The sequence below is a fragment of the Xylanibacillus composti genome (genome assembly GCF_018403685.1).
GTDB lineage: Bacteria > Bacillota > Bacilli > Paenibacillales > K13 > Xylanibacillus > Xylanibacillus composti.
This window is the reverse complement of record NZ_BOVK01000041.1, coordinates 36,249-53,673: the sequence shown is the minus strand read 5'-3', so window position 1 is coordinate 53,673 and position 17,425 is coordinate 36,249. Positions and strand designations below refer to the sequence as shown.

At 54.5% G+C, this 17,425-nt stretch carries 17 protein-coding genes and 2 pseudogenes; 18 read left to right on the top strand and 1 reads right to left on the bottom strand.

Going from position 1 to position 17,425, the window contains the following annotated elements; all coding sequences use genetic code 11:
* Positions 1–138 precede the first annotated feature (138 nt).
* The 7 genes and pseudogenes from XYCOK13_RS14760 to XYCOK13_RS21955 all read left to right on the top strand — a co-directional run bounded on the left by XYCOK13_RS14760 (position 139) and on the right by XYCOK13_RS21955 (position 6,700).
* Positions 139–624, top strand: a complete 486-nt coding sequence (locus XYCOK13_RS14760; RefSeq protein ID WP_213412983.1) for an ACT domain-containing protein — start codon at positions 139–141, stop codon at positions 622–624.
* A gap of 117 nt (positions 625–741) precedes the next feature.
* On the top strand, positions 742–2,028 hold the full coding sequence (locus XYCOK13_RS14755; RefSeq protein WP_213412927.1) for a homoserine dehydrogenase: 1,287 nt from the start codon (positions 742–744) through the stop codon (positions 2,026–2,028).
* 45 nt (positions 2,029–2,073) lie between these two features.
* Positions 2,074–3,045 (top strand): homoserine kinase, encoded by a 972-nt coding sequence (thrB, locus tag XYCOK13_RS14750; RefSeq protein ID WP_213412926.1) that lies wholly within the window; start codon positions 2,074–2,076, stop codon positions 3,043–3,045.
* Positions 3,042–3,916: pseudogene (gene pheA / locus XYCOK13_RS14745) on the top strand (prephenate dehydratase). The gene thrB and the pseudogene pheA overlap by 4 nt, the downstream one beginning before the upstream one ends.
* A pseudogene (ilvE, locus tag XYCOK13_RS14740) lies at positions 3,917–4,795 on the top strand (branched-chain-amino-acid transaminase). It abuts the pseudogene before it with no gap.
* A gap of 220 nt (positions 4,796–5,015) precedes the next feature.
* A complete protein-coding gene (locus XYCOK13_RS14735; RefSeq protein ID WP_213412925.1) occupies positions 5,016–6,020 on the top strand; it encodes a LysM peptidoglycan-binding domain-containing protein in 1,005 nt (334 codons plus the stop codon).
* A gap of 68 nt (positions 6,021–6,088) precedes the next feature.
* Positions 6,089–6,700 (top strand): BofC C-terminal domain-containing protein, encoded by a 612-nt coding sequence (locus tag XYCOK13_RS21955; RefSeq protein WP_244865177.1) that lies wholly within the window; start codon positions 6,089–6,091, stop codon positions 6,698–6,700.
* Between the two features lie 77 nt (positions 6,701–6,777).
* Here the strand turns inward: XYCOK13_RS21955 and XYCOK13_RS14725 are convergent, their stop codons facing one another.
* The gene (locus XYCOK13_RS14725; protein ID WP_213412924.1) at positions 6,778–7,014 is read right to left on the bottom strand and encodes a hypothetical protein; all 237 of its coding nucleotides are present in this window, start codon (positions 7,012–7,014) and stop codon (positions 6,778–6,780) included.
* A gap of 233 nt (positions 7,015–7,247) precedes the next feature.
* On the opposite strand from XYCOK13_RS14725, the gene XYCOK13_RS14720 reads away from it, so the two are divergent.
* From XYCOK13_RS14720 to XYCOK13_RS14670, 11 genes are all read left to right on the top strand, one after another.
* Positions 7,248–9,656, top strand: coding sequence for a Na+/H+ antiporter subunit A (locus XYCOK13_RS14720; protein WP_213412923.1), 2,409 nt, complete (start codon positions 7,248–7,250; stop codon positions 9,654–9,656).
* Entirely contained in the window at positions 9,643–10,071 is a 429-nt protein-coding gene (locus XYCOK13_RS14715) for a Na(+)/H(+) antiporter subunit B (RefSeq protein WP_213412922.1), read from the top strand. Before XYCOK13_RS14720 ends, XYCOK13_RS14715 begins: the two co-directional genes overlap by 14 nt.
* Entirely contained in the window at positions 10,071–10,409 is a 339-nt protein-coding gene (locus XYCOK13_RS14710) for a Na(+)/H(+) antiporter subunit C (protein ID WP_213412921.1), read from the top strand. The genes XYCOK13_RS14715 and XYCOK13_RS14710 overlap by 1 nt, the downstream gene beginning before the upstream one ends.
* Positions 10,402–11,883: a Na+/H+ antiporter subunit D gene (locus tag XYCOK13_RS14705; RefSeq protein ID WP_213412920.1), complete on the top strand. Its 1,482-nt coding sequence runs from the start codon at positions 10,402–10,404 to the stop codon at positions 11,881–11,883. The genes XYCOK13_RS14710 and XYCOK13_RS14705 overlap by 8 nt, the downstream gene beginning before the upstream one ends.
* Positions 11,884–11,886: 3 nt before the next feature.
* Complete coding sequence (locus XYCOK13_RS14700) at positions 11,887–12,363, top strand: Na+/H+ antiporter subunit E (RefSeq protein ID WP_213412919.1); 477 nt, start codon at positions 11,887–11,889, stop codon at positions 12,361–12,363.
* Position 12,364: 1 nt separating this feature from the next.
* On the top strand, positions 12,365–12,652 hold the full coding sequence (locus XYCOK13_RS14695; protein WP_213412918.1) for a Na(+)/H(+) antiporter subunit F1: 288 nt from the start codon (positions 12,365–12,367) through the stop codon (positions 12,650–12,652).
* Positions 12,636–13,001, top strand: a complete 366-nt coding sequence (gene mnhG / locus XYCOK13_RS14690) for a monovalent cation/H(+) antiporter subunit G (RefSeq protein WP_213412981.1) — start codon at positions 12,636–12,638, stop codon at positions 12,999–13,001. The genes XYCOK13_RS14695 and mnhG overlap by 17 nt, the downstream gene beginning before the upstream one ends.
* A gap of 131 nt (positions 13,002–13,132) precedes the next feature.
* Positions 13,133–13,624, top strand: coding sequence for a crossover junction endodeoxyribonuclease RuvC (gene ruvC / locus XYCOK13_RS14685; protein WP_213412917.1), 492 nt, complete (start codon positions 13,133–13,135; stop codon positions 13,622–13,624).
* A 17-nt stretch (positions 13,625–13,641) separates the two neighbouring features.
* Positions 13,642–14,268, top strand: a complete 627-nt coding sequence (gene ruvA, locus XYCOK13_RS14680; RefSeq protein WP_213412916.1) for a Holliday junction branch migration protein RuvA — start codon at positions 13,642–13,644, stop codon at positions 14,266–14,268.
* 15 nt (positions 14,269–14,283) lie between these two features.
* Entirely contained in the window at positions 14,284–15,294 is a 1,011-nt protein-coding gene (ruvB, locus tag XYCOK13_RS14675; protein ID WP_213412915.1) for a Holliday junction branch migration DNA helicase RuvB, read from the top strand.
* 27 nt (positions 15,295–15,321) lie between these two features.
* Entirely contained in the window at positions 15,322–17,418 is a 2,097-nt protein-coding gene (locus XYCOK13_RS14670) for a SpoIID/LytB domain-containing protein (protein WP_213412914.1), read from the top strand.
* Positions 17,419–17,425: the final 7 nt, after the last annotated feature.

Here is a 17,425-nt window from a genome sequence, read left to right as displayed (position 1 = left end):
AACAGCCCGACATGGCTGCTCTCCCAGTGTGGAGCGGCCATGTTTTTTTATTTTCCCGGGAGCGGTTCGATTCTGTTTGGCATCAGCCTATTGCCAGTCCATCCGGATTCGATTATAATGTCCACTATAGGTGAACAAATGTCCACCAAGAGAGGACTGATTGCGTTGTCCATTCAGGAATCATCCGCTGGCGGAACATACTACTTGGTTCGTGAGGATATGCTTCCCGAAGGCGTGCTGAAGACAGTCCGCGCCAAGCAGCTGCTGGCGACCGGCGAAGCGAAGACCGTCTACGAGGCAGTGGAGCGGGCGGGCTTGAGCCGCAGCGCCTTCTACAAGTACAAGGATGGCGTCCATGAGCTGAACCGGCATGAGCAGAGCCGCCTGGCGACAGTATCCATGGAACTCCATCACCGGTCGGGCGTATTGTCGAACGTACTGCTGATGATTGCGGCATGGCAGGGCAATGTGCTGACCATTCACCAGACGATACCGCTGCAGGGCATGGCCAATGTAGTCGTCACAATCGACACGTCTGGCATGAAGGAATCGCTTGGACGCCTGCTGGAGGAGCTCAGGCGACTGGACGGAGTCAAGCAGGCGGATTGGATCGGACACGGGTAGACAGGACAGGCGGTGGCAAGCCGGAGCGCGCATTTCGCGTTGCGCTTGCCATTTCCCGGGGTGTACAATAATAAGGTCTATGGCTAGACCGGGACGTAAAGGATGGGAGGAGAAGCGATGAAATCGATCAAAGTTGGGCTTCTCGGTTTAGGCACAGTCGGTACCGGCGTCGTTCGGATCGTTGAAGGGCATCAGGAAGATTTGCAGCGCAAGGTAGGCTGTCCGATTGAGATTGAACAGATTCTGGTCAAGGATAAGCGCAAGCAAAGGTCCATTCCTCTGCCAACAGCCAAGTTGACGGAGGATCCGGCCGACATTATAGACAATCCCGATATCGATATTGTCATTGAGGTTATGGGCGGCATAGCGCAGGCGAAAGAGCTGATGCTCCAGGCGATTGCGCGCGGGAAGCATGTCGTGACGGCGAACAAGGACTTGATGGCGCAGCACGGCGCCGAAATATTGGCTCAGGCCGCTGAGAAGCAGTGCGATGTGCTCTATGAGGCAAGTGTCGCCGGGGGGATACCGATCCTGCGCACCTTGGTGAATGGATTCTCTTCGGATCGCATTACCAAAATCATGGGCATCGTCAATGGGACGACCAACTACATTTTGTCCAAGATGAGTCAGGAAGGCGCTTCTTACGAGGAAGTGCTCAGGGAAGCGCAGCAGCTTGGCTATGCGGAGGCAGACCCTACCTCGGATGTCGAAGGGATGGACGCGGCATACAAAATGGCCATTCTGGGGACGCTCGGCTTTCATACTCATGTGGCCATGGAGGATGTTTCGGTCAAGGGCATCAGCCAAGTAAGCAAAGAAGACATTTTATATGGGCAGAGACTGGGCTATGAAATCAAGCTGCTTGGCATTGCAGAGCGAAAGAATGACGCGATCAGCCTTAGCGTGCAGCCGACCATGGTCAAACAGACGCATCCGCTTGCATCTGTAAACGGCGTGTTCAACGCAGTGTATGTGTATGGAGAAGCCGTTGGCGAAACGATGTTCTACGGACCCGGCGCGGGTGAAATGCCCACTGCAACCTCGGTCGTTTCGGATCTTGTCGCCATCGCCCGCAACATCATGCTCGGCGTCAGCGGCAAGACGAGTCTTGCTCCCTACAATGAGAAAAAACTGATGAGCGACGAGCAGGTCGTCAGCAAAAACTTTTTGCTGCTGCATGTGGCTGATCGGGCTGGGGTGCTTTCGCAAATTACGCAAGTGTTCGCCAAGCATGACGTCAGCCTGGAATCGGTTCTGCAGCAGCCGAATGAGCATAATCCGCTTGCGGAAATTATCATCATCACGCATGATGCCAGCCGTGCTGGCATGAATCGGGTATTGGCGGAGCTGGAACAGCTGGATGTTGTTCAGCTGATCAAGAGCGTATACCGGGTGGAAGGCTGAGGCGGCAGCCCGTATTGAACTATTTCCTAACCGTGGAGGACAGCAATGAGCAATGAACAACGAGTGTATGTACGGGTTCCGGCCAGCACCGCAAACCTGGGACCCGGCTTTGACACATTGGGCATGGCATTGAATCTGTACGCCTGGGTAGAGATGTCCTGGGCTGCAGCGCCAGAAGTCGAACTATACGGCGATCATCTGGAGGGTGTGCCGGCTAATGAAAGCAACCTGATGTATGAGGTTGCCCAAAATTTGCTTGCTGCTGCGGGCGAGCCAAGCCGGCCATTGCGCATCGGCATATACAGCGAAATTCCGCTGACGAGAGGTCTGGGCAGCAGTGCCGCTGCGATAGTGGGCGCGCTGGTGGCGGCCAACGAGCTGGCAGGACGCCCCTTCTGCGACGATGAGCTGTTCCAGATGGCGACTCGCCTGGAAAAGCACCCGGATAATGTAGGAGCGGCTCTGTTTGGCGGAATAGTCGTGGCCAGCTGGGACGGGGAACGGGCTGAGGCCATACGCATAGAGCCGGATCCGCGGCTGAAAGGCTTGGCCGTCATTCCGAAGTTCCATCTGTCTACGGCCAAAGCGCGAAGCGTGCTGCCGGCCGCCGTAGAGATGAAAGAGGCAGTCTCCAATATTAGCAGAAGCTCCCTGCTGGTAGCTGCACTGAGCACAGGACGCCTGGATGTGCTTAGCCATGCGATGAAGGATTCGCTGCACCAGCCGTACCGGATGCAGCTGATTCCCGGAATGCCGGAAATATTGGAGCAGGCTCCCGCGTACGGCGCACTGGGCGCAGCCCTAAGCGGCGCTGGTCCGACCCTGCTAGCTTTGGTGGATCGTACCGCAGAGGCTCACGACAGACTGGAGCGCTTCATGCTGGAGACGTTCCGCGCCAATGGCATTGAGGCTGAAGCGATTTGGCTTGAGCCTTGTACGGAGGGCGCTCAAGTATTGACACATTATGACGGAAAGTGTACATTAATCGAAAACATTAAAGGAGAAGTCAGCACATGATGCGGATCGCGTATCTTGGACCGGAGGGCACCGTATCCCACGAGGCGGCGAATTGTATTTTTGCAGGGCAAGGTGCGTCATTTTCTCCCTACCCGACCATCGCGGATGTCTTTCTTGCGACGGTGCGCGGCGATACCGACTTGAGCGTGATTCCGATTGAGAATACGATTGACGGCTCCGTCAATCCTCATCTTGATTTTCTCGTGCATGAGAATGAATTGCCCATCCAAGCCGAATGGGTGTACCCTTCTGTCCAGCATTTGATCGGATTCCCCAACCCGCATGGAAGCGGGGTAGGCCATGTTCGCAAAATCGTGTCCATTCCTGTCGCCATCGCGCAGTGCAGAGAATTTCTCAAGCGGGAGCTGCCCGATGTGGAGTTTGAGCATGTTGCAAGCACGGCTGAAGGTGTGCGAACGGTACAGCAAAAGCATACGGAACAACTGGCCGCGATCGGCACTCAGCTTGCGGCAGAGCGTTATGGGCTGCAGGTGCTGGCGCATAATATAACAGACCACCATAACAACTTTACCCGGTTCATCCTTGTCGGCAATCGGGCGTTCCATCATCCGTCGGCCGGACAAGCCAAAACGACAATTTTGGTGACGCTGCCTGAGGACTATCCTGGCGCGCTCCACCAGGTGCTATCCGCTTTTGCATGGAGGCGCATCAATTTGTCCAAGATCGAATCGAGGCCGACGAAGAAGAAGCTTGGCAGTTATTTTTCTATATCGATATTGAAGAGACCATGGATTCAGTCTTGTTGCCTGCCGCCCTGCAGGAAGTAGAGGCGATTGGCTGTCAGGTAAGGATTCTCGGCTCTTATCAATGTTATTCTTACGAAAGCGTAAATACGGAGGTGCAAGGTTAGATGGCGCAATGGATTTACCTTAATGGGGAATTTGTCGCAAAGGAAGACGCCAAAGTCTCGGTATATGATCACGGCTTTTTGTATGGGGACGGCATCTTCGAAGGCATTCGGATTTATAACGGCAACATTTTCAAATGCAAGGAACACTTGGATCGGCTGTATGACTCGGCCAAGTCGATTGACTTGAAAATTCCGCTTTCCTACGATGAGATGCAGCATGCGCTTATAGAGTCGGTGCGCCGCAACGGCCTGCGAGATGGATAGATCCGGCTGGTTGTTTCGCGTGGCCCTGGCGATCTGGGTCTGGATCCGCGTCGCGCGCCCAAAGCGAACGTCATCATTATAGTGGAGCAGCTTGCCATCTACCCGGAAGAGGCGTATGTGAACGGCTTGAAGATCGTATCCGTCTCCACAAGACGCAACGTGCCGGATGCCTTGAATCCGAAGATCAAATCGCTGAACTATCTGAACAATATTCTGGTCAAGATTCAGGCGAACCTGGCCGGTGTCGGGGAAGCGCTGATGCTCAACTCGCAGGGATATGTGGCAGAAGGCTCCGGCGACAACATCTTCATTGTAAAAAATGGCGTGCTTACCACACCGCCAAGCTATGTTGGCGCACTGGAAGGCATTACGCGCGCGGCGATTATGGAAATTTGCGAAAGGGTCGGCTATAAAGTGAAGGAAGAGCCGTTTGCCCTGCATGATGTCTATATTGCCGATGAGGTGTTCCTGACCGGCACAGCGGCAGAAGTCATTGCGGTGCGCGAGGTTGACGGCCGCATCATTGGCGAAGGCAAGGCGGGTCCGGTTACGACTCGATTGCTGCAAGAATTCCGGGGAATCGTGGATCAGGACGGCGTAAAGGTTTTTGACTAAACGAATAGGGGCTTATTTGGACACAAAAGTCTGGTTGTGCGTGCGGCGCATGAACCGGGCTTTTTTTTCGTGAACATGAGGAATGCGTCACGTTAGCATCTCTCTTTTCTGCTTTGAACTGCACGGACGGAGGTCGTCAGGCTGCACGTTTGAAAATTTATGATGTCAAATGCCCAATTGGCGCATAGACTGTAATAGATTTTTCGGAGGAGGTTCCAAAGTGAAAATCCATATCGTGAAAAAAGGAGATACCTTAAACGGGCTGGCCGCCAAATATGGGGTGGATGCAGCAACGATTTATACGGCAAACCCCCAGCTTGTTGATCCGGCGCGCCTGCAGCCGGGAACGAAGCTCAAGGTGCCGTCTGCCCCCCCTCATGCCACTGTCTCGCAAATGTATGGTCCGGGGGCCAGAGATTCGAAGTCGGAGCTGGATTATGAATATGAGGTGCTGGACGCGGAACAGCCAGTGGATCAAGTGGAAGATGATGAGGCCGAGGAAGCGGAGGCGCCAATGAATGAACAGCAGAATGACAAGAACAACGCGCAACAGGACGCAGCCGATGCGGGTCATGCCAAACATCCCTTTCATCAAGGGAATGTTCCGGCGTACGAAGCCGGTTCCTTTCATGAATTGCCCGAAATCCCGGGCATGGCTGAACAGCCTTGGGGCGTTCCCTATGAATGGGCTGGCATGGAGCCGCACTATCCTGGATTAGGCCAGAAGCAAGCACAAAATGAGGAGAGCCGCCAGTGCCATTCCTGCATGGGTACGTCCCCAAGCAGCTACGCAGAGACAATGGCTGTTCCTTATCCAATTGCGGCACCGCCGTATTCGTACCAAGCGTCCCCTTATTGGATGCAGCCCGCTGGCAGCTACTATCCTCCTATGACGTATATGACGCCGTATGCGTACGGTACAGCTTATGAGCAAACGCCATCTGCCTACTCTCCGCCTGCCTATTCACCGTATACGTCTTATTCTCCCTTTGCGTCCTATGCGCCGTATACGCGCAACGGGGAGGAAGCATTCGCCAATGGCGATAGCCAGGACCAAGACTATAGAGCGGAAGAAGGGACAGAACAGGATCGGGAAGCGCAGACTGCGGAAGCTGCGGCTCCGAAGCAGCAACGCGCCAAAAAATTAAAGCGGAAGGCGCGGACGCATAGCCGCGCAGGTAAAACAGCAGCAAAATCAAAAAATACACCGTGGATTAATTTGTAACCAGTCGCGCATATTCTGCCGTCCCCTTGCCCATACTGTAAAAAAAGCAGGATAAGAAGGGGATTGCAGTGAATGTTTCCCGTCTATGGAGGCACATCAAAAAAAGATTGCGCAGAAAAAAAAGCTGGCTGACGTTGGCCGTCTTATTCGTAACCGTCATTGCGATTCTGGGGATTGCCGACAATCGGAGCAATCAGGATGCCGTGCAGGTGTGGGACCCCGGTGCATCGAATTTGGAGGAATCTGTGTATGATGTCTGGCTGGAAAATCAGTATGTTTGCGGCGAGGATCGACAGTCGCTCGGGCAGATGAGCGCAGTCCAGGTGGAGCAATTCGCCGCCGAGCATCCAGACTGGCAGCTTACAAGATCCGGCAGCGAGATTCGCTTCGTGCAGCAGATCGACGACTTGTCCCCCTATTGCAAATCGAACGCTTATTTCGGCGTGGACCAAGGCGGGCATTTGTCCTTATTTGATGGCAGGCCGGAAGAGGACAAAGTGCTTCAAACCTTTTTCCAATTGAATGTGGAATACCTGGAAAGCAGCCTGCCCAGCGAAACGGTGAAACAGTTATATGCCGGTATCAAGGTCAATGACTTTGCTGAATACAACAGCGTGCTTTCCACTTTCAGCGATTATGCGGTGGAGGATGCGGAAAAAGTTTTGAAACCGGCCCTATAGCAGTTGCGTAAAGAAAAGAGATAGCCTGTTGATTGGCTATCTCTTTTCTATGCAGCGATGAGCGAAGGGAACGCTCGCTACGGCTTGGGCAAGGTCTCAAGTTGCTCCTCTTGATTCCATTCAGCTTTGCGGATACGGATATATTCGCGAGGGCCGAATGAGGCGTTGTCGGCCTCCACTTGCAGCGAGCGCGTTTCATCGGAGTGTGGAGGCGGATAGTGATGCTCCGCGAGCATGCCGTGTAGATACCAGGCGGTCAACCACAGAATCAAGAAAATGCCGAGACCGGTTACAATTTTGGACCGTTTCAGCATGGTGGGGCTGTCTCCTTTTTTTTGATCGTGGGTTATATTTGTTCCTAAGCATGCGCAAGAAGGGAGGAGATTATGCATGGGAGTAAAGATTTTCATAAATCGGCCAAGCACGGCCACAAGACGACGGCGCGATTTTCGCGATGGAGCGGGGTAGCTTTCCTTGAGTATGTGCATCTGGTTTCGACATCATATATAATGAGGTACAGCCAAACTTTAACTGGAGGGTATCGACTGTGTCGTGGTTGCATTTGATTGTTCTCGCGCCATTTTTGGCGACGGTGTTCATACCGGTCATACATAAGGCTTTTCCCAAATTGCATATTGGATGGGCGGTTCTTCCGCTGCCAATCGCGCTGCTGATTAGCCTGCTCTCGCAAATCGGCAAGGTTTCCAGCCACGTGAGCGTGGAGGCGTCAATGCCTTGGATTCCGTCTTACGGCATTTACTTTGACGTCTATCTGGATGGCTTGAGTATGTTGTTTGCCTTGCTGATTACGGGTATCGGCACATTGGTCGTCTTGTATTCGATTTATTATTTGGATAAGCACAAAGAGCGGCTGCAGGCATTCTATGTGTATTTGCTGCTCTTTATGGGCGCCATGCTGGGCGTAGTCCTTTCCGACAACTTGATGCTGCTGTATATGTTCTGGGAGACCACCAGCCTTGCGTCATTTTTGTTGATCGCCTATTGGACGCAGCGTGAAAAGTCGCGGTACGGTGCGCAGAAGTCCATGCTGATTACCGTATTTGGCGGCATGGCCATGTTTGCCGGGTTCATTCTGCTCTATGTGATGGGCGGAACGTTCAGCATCCGCGGGCTTGTGGAGCAAGCGCCTCACATAGCCGGCGACCCGCTGTTTATACCGGCCCTTGTGCTTGTATTGCTCGGCGCTTTTACGAAGTCGGCGCAGTTCCCGTTTCATATCTGGCTTCCAGATGCGATGGAAGCTCCTACGCCGGTCAGCGCTTATCTTCATTCTGCCACAATGGTCAAGGCGGGCCTGTACCTGGTAGCCCGCATGACGCCAATATTTGCAGGACAGGCGGAATGGTTCTGGCTGGTAGCCGGATTCGGTCTGTTCACGCTGCTGTGGGGATCGTTCTCGGCGGTCAAACAGACGGATCTGAAGTCGATTCTGGCCTTCTCCACTGTCAGCCAGCTCGGTCTGATCATGAGCTTGCTTGGAGTCGGGTCGTTGGCAGTGCTGTATGATGCAGCCGATGAGAGACTGTTCTATGCGGCTGTGCTGGCTGCTGTCTTCCATCTCTTCAATCACGCCACCTTCAAGGGCGCGCTCTTCATGGTTGCCGGCATCGTTGACCATGAAACCGGCACGCGCGATATTCGCAAGCTTGGCGGGTTGATGTCCTTGATGCCGATAACCTTTACGATAGCGGTTGTCGGCGGACTTTCCATGGCCGGGCTGCCGCCGTTCAACGGCTTTTTGAGTAAGGAAATGTTCTTTACCGGCATGCTGAAAGTGCTGGAGGCCGATGTGTTCGCTCTGGAAACATGGGGCATCCTGTTTCCGATTATTGCAGTCGTCGCCAGCGTCTTTACGTTTGTATACAGTCTGATGCTGGTGATGCGCACATTCCTTGGCAAGCTTCAGCCGGAAAAGCTGGAGAAGAAGCCGCATGAAGCGCCGATTGGCATGCTCATTCCGCCAATTGTGCTTGCTTCGCTTGTGCTGCTGGTCGGATTTTATCCGAACCTGATTGCCCATTCCTTGCTGGAACCGGCTGTCTCGGCGATACTGCCGAATCTGCTGGCGCCGGGTGATCACTTTGAAACGCATATTTCATTCTGGCACGGCTGGACGGCAGAGTTGTTCATGACGATGGGCGTGGTTGCCGTCGGACTGCTTCTCGTCCTGACCCTTCGCCGCTGGGTATCGCTTTACGATCATTTGCCTCAGCGCTTGACGCTGAACCGTCTGTATGACGGGATGCTGTTAGGACTGCAACGCGGTTCGTCCAAAGGTACGGAAGCGTACATGAGCGGCTCGTTGCGAACCTATCTGATTTACATTTTCCTGTTCTTCATCCTCGTTATCGGGGGAAGTCTGGCTTTCATTCAGCCTACGCTGCAGGCTTCGGGCTATGCGCCGCTTGCGGCTTACGAGTGGCTGCTCGGGCTGATTCTAGCCGGTGCGGCTGCGGCAATCGTGCTCGTGTCCTCCCGCATGTCCGCCATATTGGCGGCTGGCGCAGTCGGGTATATGGTATCCTTGTACTTCGTCATTTTGCGGGCGCCGGACCTGGCGCTTACCCAGCTGGTTGTCGAAACCGTTTCGGTTGCGCTGTTCCTGCTTTGCTTCTATCATTTGCCGAAGCTGCGCCGCGATATGAACCGGGTTCGCTTCCAATCGGTCAACTTCCTTATAGCAATTGGCGTAGGGGCCATCATAACGATCCTGACCTTGGCTGTGCAAGGGGTTCGGCCGTTCGACAGCATCTCGGATTACTTTATTGCCAACGCTCATGATGAGGCTGGCGGAGACAACGTCGTCAATGTCATCCTGGTCGACTTCAGGGGCTTCGATACGATGCTCGAGATATTGGTGCTTGGCATCGCCGCGATCGGGATATACGCGCTTATCAAGCTTCGATTGGGAGGGGATTACCGTGAACATCAATGACGTCATATTGAGAACGGCGACGAAGGTAATCACTTTCATCATCTTGGCGTTTTCCTTGTATTTGTTCTTCGCCGGACACAACAATCCGGGCGGAGGCTTCATCGGCGGCCTGGTGACCGCATCGGCGCTCGTGTTGATGTATCTGGCATTTGATCTGGAAAGCATGAAGAAGGCGATACCTGTCAACTACATTACGATGACGGCCGTCGGTCTGCTGATCGCTGTGGCTACCGGTCTCGGTTCCTTCTTGTTCGGGGCTCCGTTTCTCTCCCATACCTTTGACTATTTCGACTTGCCGCTGTTCGGCGAGAAGACGGAGCTGGCGACTGCGGTCTTGTTTGATCTCGGCGTTTATTTGACGGTAGTCGGCATAACCATGACCATCATTCTGGCAATCGGGGAGGATCAATCCTAATGGAATTGTTGATGGCGATTTTAATCGGCGTTCTGTTTATGGTCGGAACCTATTTGATCCTCACCAGACGCTTGCTGCGCATCGTATTGGGTACGCTGCTGCTCAGTCATGGCGCCCATTTGCTGCTGATGACCACGGCCGGCTTGAAGCGCGGCGCGCCGCCGCTTCTGGGCGAGGAAGCAGCAGCTTATGCCGATCCGCTTCCGCAGGCGCTCATTTTGACCTCAATCGTGATCAGCTTTGGGGTCACTTCATTCATTCTGGTGCTGGCTTACCGGACCTATAAACAATTGGGGACTGATGATATGGAACAACTAAGGAGACAGGAAGATGAATAATGTAGTGGTATTGCCCGTCCTGATTCCCGTGTTGACCGGGATTGCGCTCATTCTGGTCCGATCACTGGCATGGCTGAGAGCAGTCGGTGTTGTCAGCCTGATCGTCAATACGGGAGTGGCCGCTTACCTGTTGAGCCGCATTCATTCCCAGGGCATTCAGGTGCTGGAGCTCGGCGGTTGGTCAGCGCCGTTCGGAATCGTACTGGTAGCGGACATGCTGGCTGGTTTGCTGGTTGTCGCTGCCAACTTGACGGCGGTCATTTGTTTGCTGTTCGCCTGCAGGACGATCGGAGAAAAGCGGGAACGCTTTTATTTTCACTCGTTCTACCAATTCCTCATAGCAGGGGTTTGCGGCTCGTTTCTGACAGGCGATATCTTTAATCTGTTCGTCTTTTTCGAGGTCATGCTGATCTCGTCCTATGTGCTGATTGTGCTTGGCGCGACCAAGCAGCAGCTTCGCGAGTCGATCAAGTACGTGCTTGTCAACATGCTGTCGTCTGTATTTTTTGTCGTATCCGTCGGCTTGCTGTACGGCATGGTCGGAACCTTGAACATGGCGGATTTGTCTGTGCGTGTCGCAGAGATGGGGCAGGACGGCCTCATGAATATTATCGCGCTGATGTTTCTCTTTGTATTTGGCTTGAAGGCAGGCCTGTTCCTGTTCTTCTGGCTTCCGGGCTCGTACAGCGCGCCGCCTGCTGCCATATCAGCCATTTTCGCGGCGCTGCTGACCAAGGTCGGCATCTATGCGCTCATTCGTACATTCACGTTGATTTTTTATCACGATCCGGGCTTTACCCACGAATTGCTTGCATGGATGGCAGGGGCGACGATTGTGCTCGGCACTATTGGAGCCGTTGGCGCCAAGGACGTCAAAGGCATTCTGGTTTACAACGTCGTGGCTTCCGTCGGCTTTATCATCCTAGGTCTGGCCGCATTCACGGAAGGATCGTTGCAGGGCGTTGTCTACTACTTGATGCATGATATTGTAATCAAGGCGCTGCTCTTCCTGCTTGGCGGAGCGTTTCTGCTGGCGGCAGGCACCGGACATTTGCGGAGCACCGGGGAATGGATCAAGTCTTACCCGTTGCTTGGCTGGATGCTCTTCGTCACGGCGTTTGCGGTAGCCGGGGTTCCGCCGCTGAGCGGATTCGTCGGCAAGCTCCTCATTCTGGAGGGAGGCCTGCGCTCCGGATTGTATGTTCTCGTCGGGATCGGATTGCTGTCCAGCCTGCTGCTTCTCTATTCCATCATTCGATGGTTCATGGAAGGCTTCTGGAAGATACGTCCCGAAGGCGCTCCAACCGGAGGAGAGCCAAGAACCGTCCGCGCCCTGCTGCTTCCCTGCGGCCTGCTGTTGGCTGTTTCGGCTGCGCTGGGGCTTGGGGCGGAAGGACTGGCCGGATTCGTGGAACAAGCGGCGCAAACGATGGCGGACCCGTCTGTTTATATCGCCGCGGTATTGGGGGAATAGGCTATGGCCATACAGCTGTTGATGAATATGCTGATCGCGTTTGTCTGGATGTTTTTTCATAATGCATGGGACTTTGGCACGTTCGTGCTTGGCTACCTGGTCGGCCTGGGATTGCTGTTTACCCTGCGGCGCTTTTTGCCTAACGAGCTGTACTTTCGCCGTGCCTATGCGATTGTCAAGCTAATCTTGCTTTTTATCAAGGAGCTTGTTCTGTCCAGCTGGTTTGTCATCAGGGAAGTGCTTCGACCCAAGCTGAATATACGGCCAGGCATAATTGCCGTGCCGACTCGCTTGAAGAGCGATTGGGAAATTACAACCTTCGCCTGTCTGATTACGCTGACCCCCGGCACTTTGGCGCTCGAGGTTTCGCCGGAAGGGGATGTGCTCTACATACACTCGATGGACATTCCGGATACCGAGGAAGTGGTCAGGCAGATGAAAGAGACGTTCGAAGAGGCGATCATGGAGGTGACCCGCTAACATGCTGGATACTTTGCTGCTGATTGCGCTGTTCATCCAGTCACTGGCTGCGTTGGGCTGCATGTACCGTGTGATCAAGGGCCCTTCTGTATCGGACCGGGTCGTTGCCCTCGATTCGATGGGCATCAGTCTGATTTCGATCACGGCTATGCTGTCCGTGCTTTTGCGCAGCCAATCATTCATGGACATCATCTTGCTGATCGGGATTTTGGCCTTTATCGGCACGATTGCCTATTCCAAATTTATCGAAAGGGGTGTCGTCATTGACCGGAATCGACGTGGCAAGTGAGTGGTTGGTTGGATTGCTGGCTATTGCTGGCGCATTGTTTGCGATGTTCGGCACGTTCGGTCTAATTCGCCTGCCTGACGTATACACGCGCTCGCATGCGGCGACGAAAACGGCGACACTCGGTGTGATATGTGTGCTAAGCGGAGCCTTCTTATACTTCTGGCTGATCGAGGGTCATATTAGCGCCAAGCTGATCTTGGGCATTGTGTTTGTCTTCGTGACAGCGCCGGTAGGCGGCCATTTGATCTGCCGCGCGGCCTATCGTTCCGGCGTTCCGCTGTGGGAAGGCAGCACGCAGGATGAATTGAAAAAAAGATTGGAAGCTCCATCTCGCGCGGACGCGAAATAAGCGACGTCTGCTTTCCGCCCCCCTGCACCCGCTTGCGAATAGATGCCATTGGCACATATTCAAAGCGGGTGTATTCTGTTATAATGAAAACCAACATATGTTCGCAGTTGGCAGGAATGGGGAGAGAAATAGTGCGCATCATGGGAATCGATCCCGGCATTGCGATTGTCGGATTTGGCATCGTTGATAAAAAGGGGCACCAGCTTGTTCCGGTTCAATACGGTTCTATTCAGACAGAGGCGGGGACGGATACAGCCGAACGGCTGAAGAGCATTTACGAGACGCTGCTGGAGCTCATTGACCGCTATCAGCCTGACGCCGTTGGCATCGAAAAACTGTTTTTCAACCGAAATGTCACTACAGCCATTACGGTCGGACAGGCTCGCGGCGTCATCATGCTGGCTGCTGTGCAGAAAGGGCTGACCATTGGGGAGTATACGCCGCTGCAAGTGAAGCAGGCGATTGTGGGATATGGACAAGCAGAGAAGCGCCAGGTTCAGGAGATGGTGCGGATGTTTTTGCGCCTGCAGGCTGTGCCGAAACCGGATGATGTGGCGGATGCGCTTGCCGTAGCGATTTGCCATGCGCATTCCTTTACTTTGAATGAAAAACTTTCGCGCTAGAAGGAGCGTACAACCTAATGATCGATTTTTTGCGGGGGCACATTGCGCATACCGAAAGTGATTACATAGTCATGGATGTCAACGGAGTAGGGTACCAGGTGTTTTGTCCGAACCCCTACGAATGGATGGAGCAGGACGGGGAAGCAACGATTTATACGCACCATCATGTTCGGGAGGATGCGATCTTGCTGTACGGGTTTCGAACGAGAGAGGAGCAGGCGCTCTTTCGGAAGCTGCTGGATGTGAGCGGTATCGGACCTCGTGTGGCGCTAGGCATGCTTGCCGGGGCACGGCCCGAAGCAGTAGTGGGCGCGATTCAGCGGGAGGATGTCGCTTACTTGACTAAGCTGCCGGGAATCGGTCGCAAGACCGCTCAGCGTCTTGTACTGGACCTGAAGGACAAGCTGAAGCAGTGGGAGAGCGCGATAGGCGGTGGCGAAGCGGCTGCGGCCGGCGCCAAGCGGGTCCCAGGCGGCGTCCCGTCCTCAGACGCATGGCTGGAAGCCGCCGAGGCCTTGAAGGCGCTCGGATATTCGGAATCGGAAATTGATCAGGTACGGCCGGATGTGCTGGAGAAGGAAGCGGAGGATGCGCCATCTGACAAGCTGATGCGCTCCGCGCTGCAGCTGCTGTTCCGCGGATAGAAAAGGGGGAGGACAATGGAGGAACGTCTGGTGTCAGCCAACCTGATGATGGAAGATCATACGGTCGAGCTCAGTCTGCGTCCGCGCTATCTGGCGGAGTATATCGGCCAATCGCAGGCGAAGGAAAACTTGAAAGTATACATTGAAGCGGCCAAGATGCGGAACGAAGCGTTGGATCACGTCTTGCTGTACGGGCCGCCGGGATTGGGCAAGACGACGCTCTCGAACATTATCGCCAATGAACTGGGTGTCAATATTCGCACAACGAGCGGACCTGCGATTGAACGTCCCGGGGATTTGGCAGCAATTCTAACAAATTTGCAAGAAAATGATGTGCTGTTTATCGACGAGATTCATAGATTGAACCGAAGTGTGGAAGAAGTGCTGTACCCGGCGATGGAAGATTTCGCATTGGATATTATCATCGGCAAGGGGCCTAGCGCGAGAAGTGTGCGCCTTGACCTGCCGCCCTTCACCCTGATTGGCGCCACGACGAGAGCCGGACTGCTTTCGTCACCGCTGCGCGACCGATTCGGCGTTGTCAGCCGATTGGAGTATTACACGGTTGATGAGCTGAGCTTTATCGTTAGCCGGGCTGCCGATATTTTGCAAGTGCAGATCATGGGAGAGGCAGCCGCCGAGATCGGCTCGCGTTCTCGGGGCACGCCGCGGATTGCGAACCGGCTGTTGAAACGGGTCAGGGACTTTGCGCAAGTCAGAGGTGATGGCGTAATCACAGAAAGTCTGGCGATGGAAGCCATGCGCCTGATTCAGGTTGACCCGCTTGGATTGGACCAGATTGACCACAAGCTGCTGGAAGCGATTATCAAAAGCTTTCGCGGCGGTCCGGTCGGCTTGGATACGATCGCAGCCATGATTGGCGAGGAAAGCCAGACGATAGAGGATGTTTACGAGCCGTATTTGCTGCAGATCGGATTTCTGCAGCGAACGCCGCGCGGCAGGATGGCGACCGATCTGGCCTACCGTCATCTCGGATTTACTCCGCCGTCAGAAGCTTCTACATGACCGATATTCAGAAAGGATGAAAATTTCATGATACAGTCAATCAAGCGCCTTTCTGCGCTTGCCCGCATCCGGTCCGTGGTTGCCGTTGTGCTTGCATTGGGATTGCTTGTGAATGCCGCTTGGTCCGCTCCTGTCGCCATGGCGAATGTGCCCGGCCTGGACCGCATTAAGGTTACATTGTTCATCGCTGCGCGGGGCTCCGTGCCGGCCGTTACGCTGCAAGGTTCCGAGCCGCTTGTTCTCTCGCATGGCGGCGGTCAGTCCCAGGATGCATGGATGACGGTCCAATCTCCTGTCAAGGTCATGCTGGACCAATTTTACGTGCAGGTGTTGGAGACAACAGATTATGCGGCAGCGGAGGCAATGCGCAATCGGGTTCTTTCCCAGCGCGCCGATGCGATGATCTGGCGGCACGCTCGGGCGGGGAAGACGCTGTACCGTGTCGTGGCGGGATTTTCCTCCAATGCCGATCAAGCAAGGCAGGCTTTGGCTGATGTAAGAGGCTTGAACGGCGCCGCACCCGTGCTGGCAGGTCCTCTGCATTGGCAAACCGGATCATTCGCGGCCTTGAGTGAGGCGGAGCAGCATGCAGCTGTCATTGCCCAAGCAGGCATAGATGCCGAAGTAGCCATGAAGCGCGGCGATAACGGCGTTGTCTATACAGTCTTTGTGGGGAATGCAGCCGCTGCAGCGGATCTCACAGCCATTCGCGAGCAGGCGGCGAAGTTGATGCCGAATATCCAGCTGCAGCAAGCGGATGCCCAGTCTGCTTATCTGCTTCGCCGCATGGATGTAACGGCAGGAAGTGGAAATGCCATCCCGTCGTATGCGATCAACGCGGACAATCAGCGGCTGCGCATTTCGGCTGCCCAGGGCGGGACCATACAGGTGGATGAGCGCTTCGGGCGATCGTATCGCGGGGCAATCGAGATTTCGCAATATGCGAACCAGCTTGCGGTGATCAACGATGTGCCGTTCGAGCAGTATTTGGCATCTGTCGTCGGCACCGAGATGGGAGCGGGATTCCCGCTCGAAGCTCTTAAGGCGCAAGCGGTTGCCGCCAGAACCTTCGCCCTGTTGGTAGGGATGAAATACGGCATCGCGCATATATCGGATACGACTTTCGATCAAGCGTATACAGGAGTTGGCGCGGAATCGGCCATAGTTTCTCAGGCTGTTCAGGCCACACAAGGAGAAGTGCTGCTGGATCAATCAGGCAAGGTGATTGAGCCATTCTACTCTTCCAATGCGGGCGGATTTACCGCGCATCCGTCCGAGGTGTGGTTGAACCCTGTCCCTTATGTCAAGCAAGTGCCCAGTCCAGATGAGAACGCCCAGGCCGGGAAGCATATGTGGGACAGAGTAATCTTGCCGGACGGACAAGTCGGCTTTATTCGCACGGATTATACAACGGATAGCGGGAGCAGCACAGAAGGCGGGTTTCCTTACGTGACCGTGACAGGCAGCGGTGTCAATGTGCGGCCTGCGCCCAAGGTCGACAATGTGAGCAGTGCGCCGATTGCGCAGGTCAATCAGGGAGACAGACTGATTCGGATAGATCAGGTCATGGAGTCCGGGGCATATAGTTGGATGCACGGGCCCTTTGCGGCGGACGAGCTGCTGCGAATCATCCAGACGCGAACCAACAGCGCGATCCAGGGGCCGTTGACAGCGCTTGAAGTGACGAAGCGCGGTCCGTCAGGCCGGGCAATAGAGGTTCAGGCTAATGGGCAAACCATCGCTGTCTCCTATCCCGACCAGTACCGTAACGCGCTCGGCGGCTTGAACAGCACACGTTTTGAAATCGAGCAAACCGCAGACCTGACTATCCTGGGGTCTTCCGGCAAAGTGACGAAGAAGCCAGAAAACGCCGGGTCCATGTATGTTTTGACCGGTACAGGCTCAGCGGCTGCTCCGCTTAATCAGGAAAGCTTTCTTCTCGTGAATGCGGATGCCGAAGCACGTGTGGCAACGGTGAAGCCTCACTTTGTATTTATCGGATCAGGCTTTGGTCACGGGCTTGGCATGTCCCAATGGGGAGCCAAGGATTTGGCTGAAAACGGGTATGGTTACCGGGACATTCTCCAATACTATTATCAGCATGTAAACATTGCCAAAGGATGAACAAAAG

Excerpts from the sequence above, each read along its gene's own strand:
- XYCOK13_RS14760 (WP_213412983.1), top strand. The coding sequence starts at position 139 with ATGTCCACCAAGAGAGGACTGATTGCGTTGTCCATTCAGGAATCATCC.
- XYCOK13_RS14755 (WP_213412927.1), top strand. The coding sequence starts at position 742 with ATGAAATCGATCAAAGTTGGGCTTCTCGGTTTAGGCACAGTCGGTACC.
- thrB (WP_213412926.1), top strand. The coding sequence starts at position 2,074 with ATGAGCAATGAACAACGAGTGTATGTACGGGTTCCGGCCAGCACCGCA.
- XYCOK13_RS14725 (WP_213412924.1), bottom strand. The coding sequence starts at position 7,014 with ATGCTGAAACGGTCCAAAATTGTAACCGGTCTCGGCATTTTCTTGATT.
- XYCOK13_RS14710 (WP_213412921.1), top strand. The coding sequence starts at position 10,071 with ATGGAATTGTTGATGGCGATTTTAATCGGCGTTCTGTTTATGGTCGGA.
- XYCOK13_RS14705 (WP_213412920.1), top strand. The coding sequence starts at position 10,402 with ATGAATAATGTAGTGGTATTGCCCGTCCTGATTCCCGTGTTGACCGGG.
- XYCOK13_RS14700 (WP_213412919.1), top strand. The coding sequence starts at position 11,887 with ATGGCCATACAGCTGTTGATGAATATGCTGATCGCGTTTGTCTGGATG.
- XYCOK13_RS14695 (WP_213412918.1), top strand. The coding sequence starts at position 12,365 with ATGCTGGATACTTTGCTGCTGATTGCGCTGTTCATCCAGTCACTGGCT.
- ruvA (WP_213412916.1), top strand. The coding sequence starts at position 13,642 with ATGATCGATTTTTTGCGGGGGCACATTGCGCATACCGAAAGTGATTAC.
- ruvB (WP_213412915.1), top strand. The coding sequence starts at position 14,284 with ATGGAGGAACGTCTGGTGTCAGCCAACCTGATGATGGAAGATCATACG.
- XYCOK13_RS14670 (WP_213412914.1), top strand. The coding sequence starts at position 15,322 with ATGATACAGTCAATCAAGCGCCTTTCTGCGCTTGCCCGCATCCGGTCC.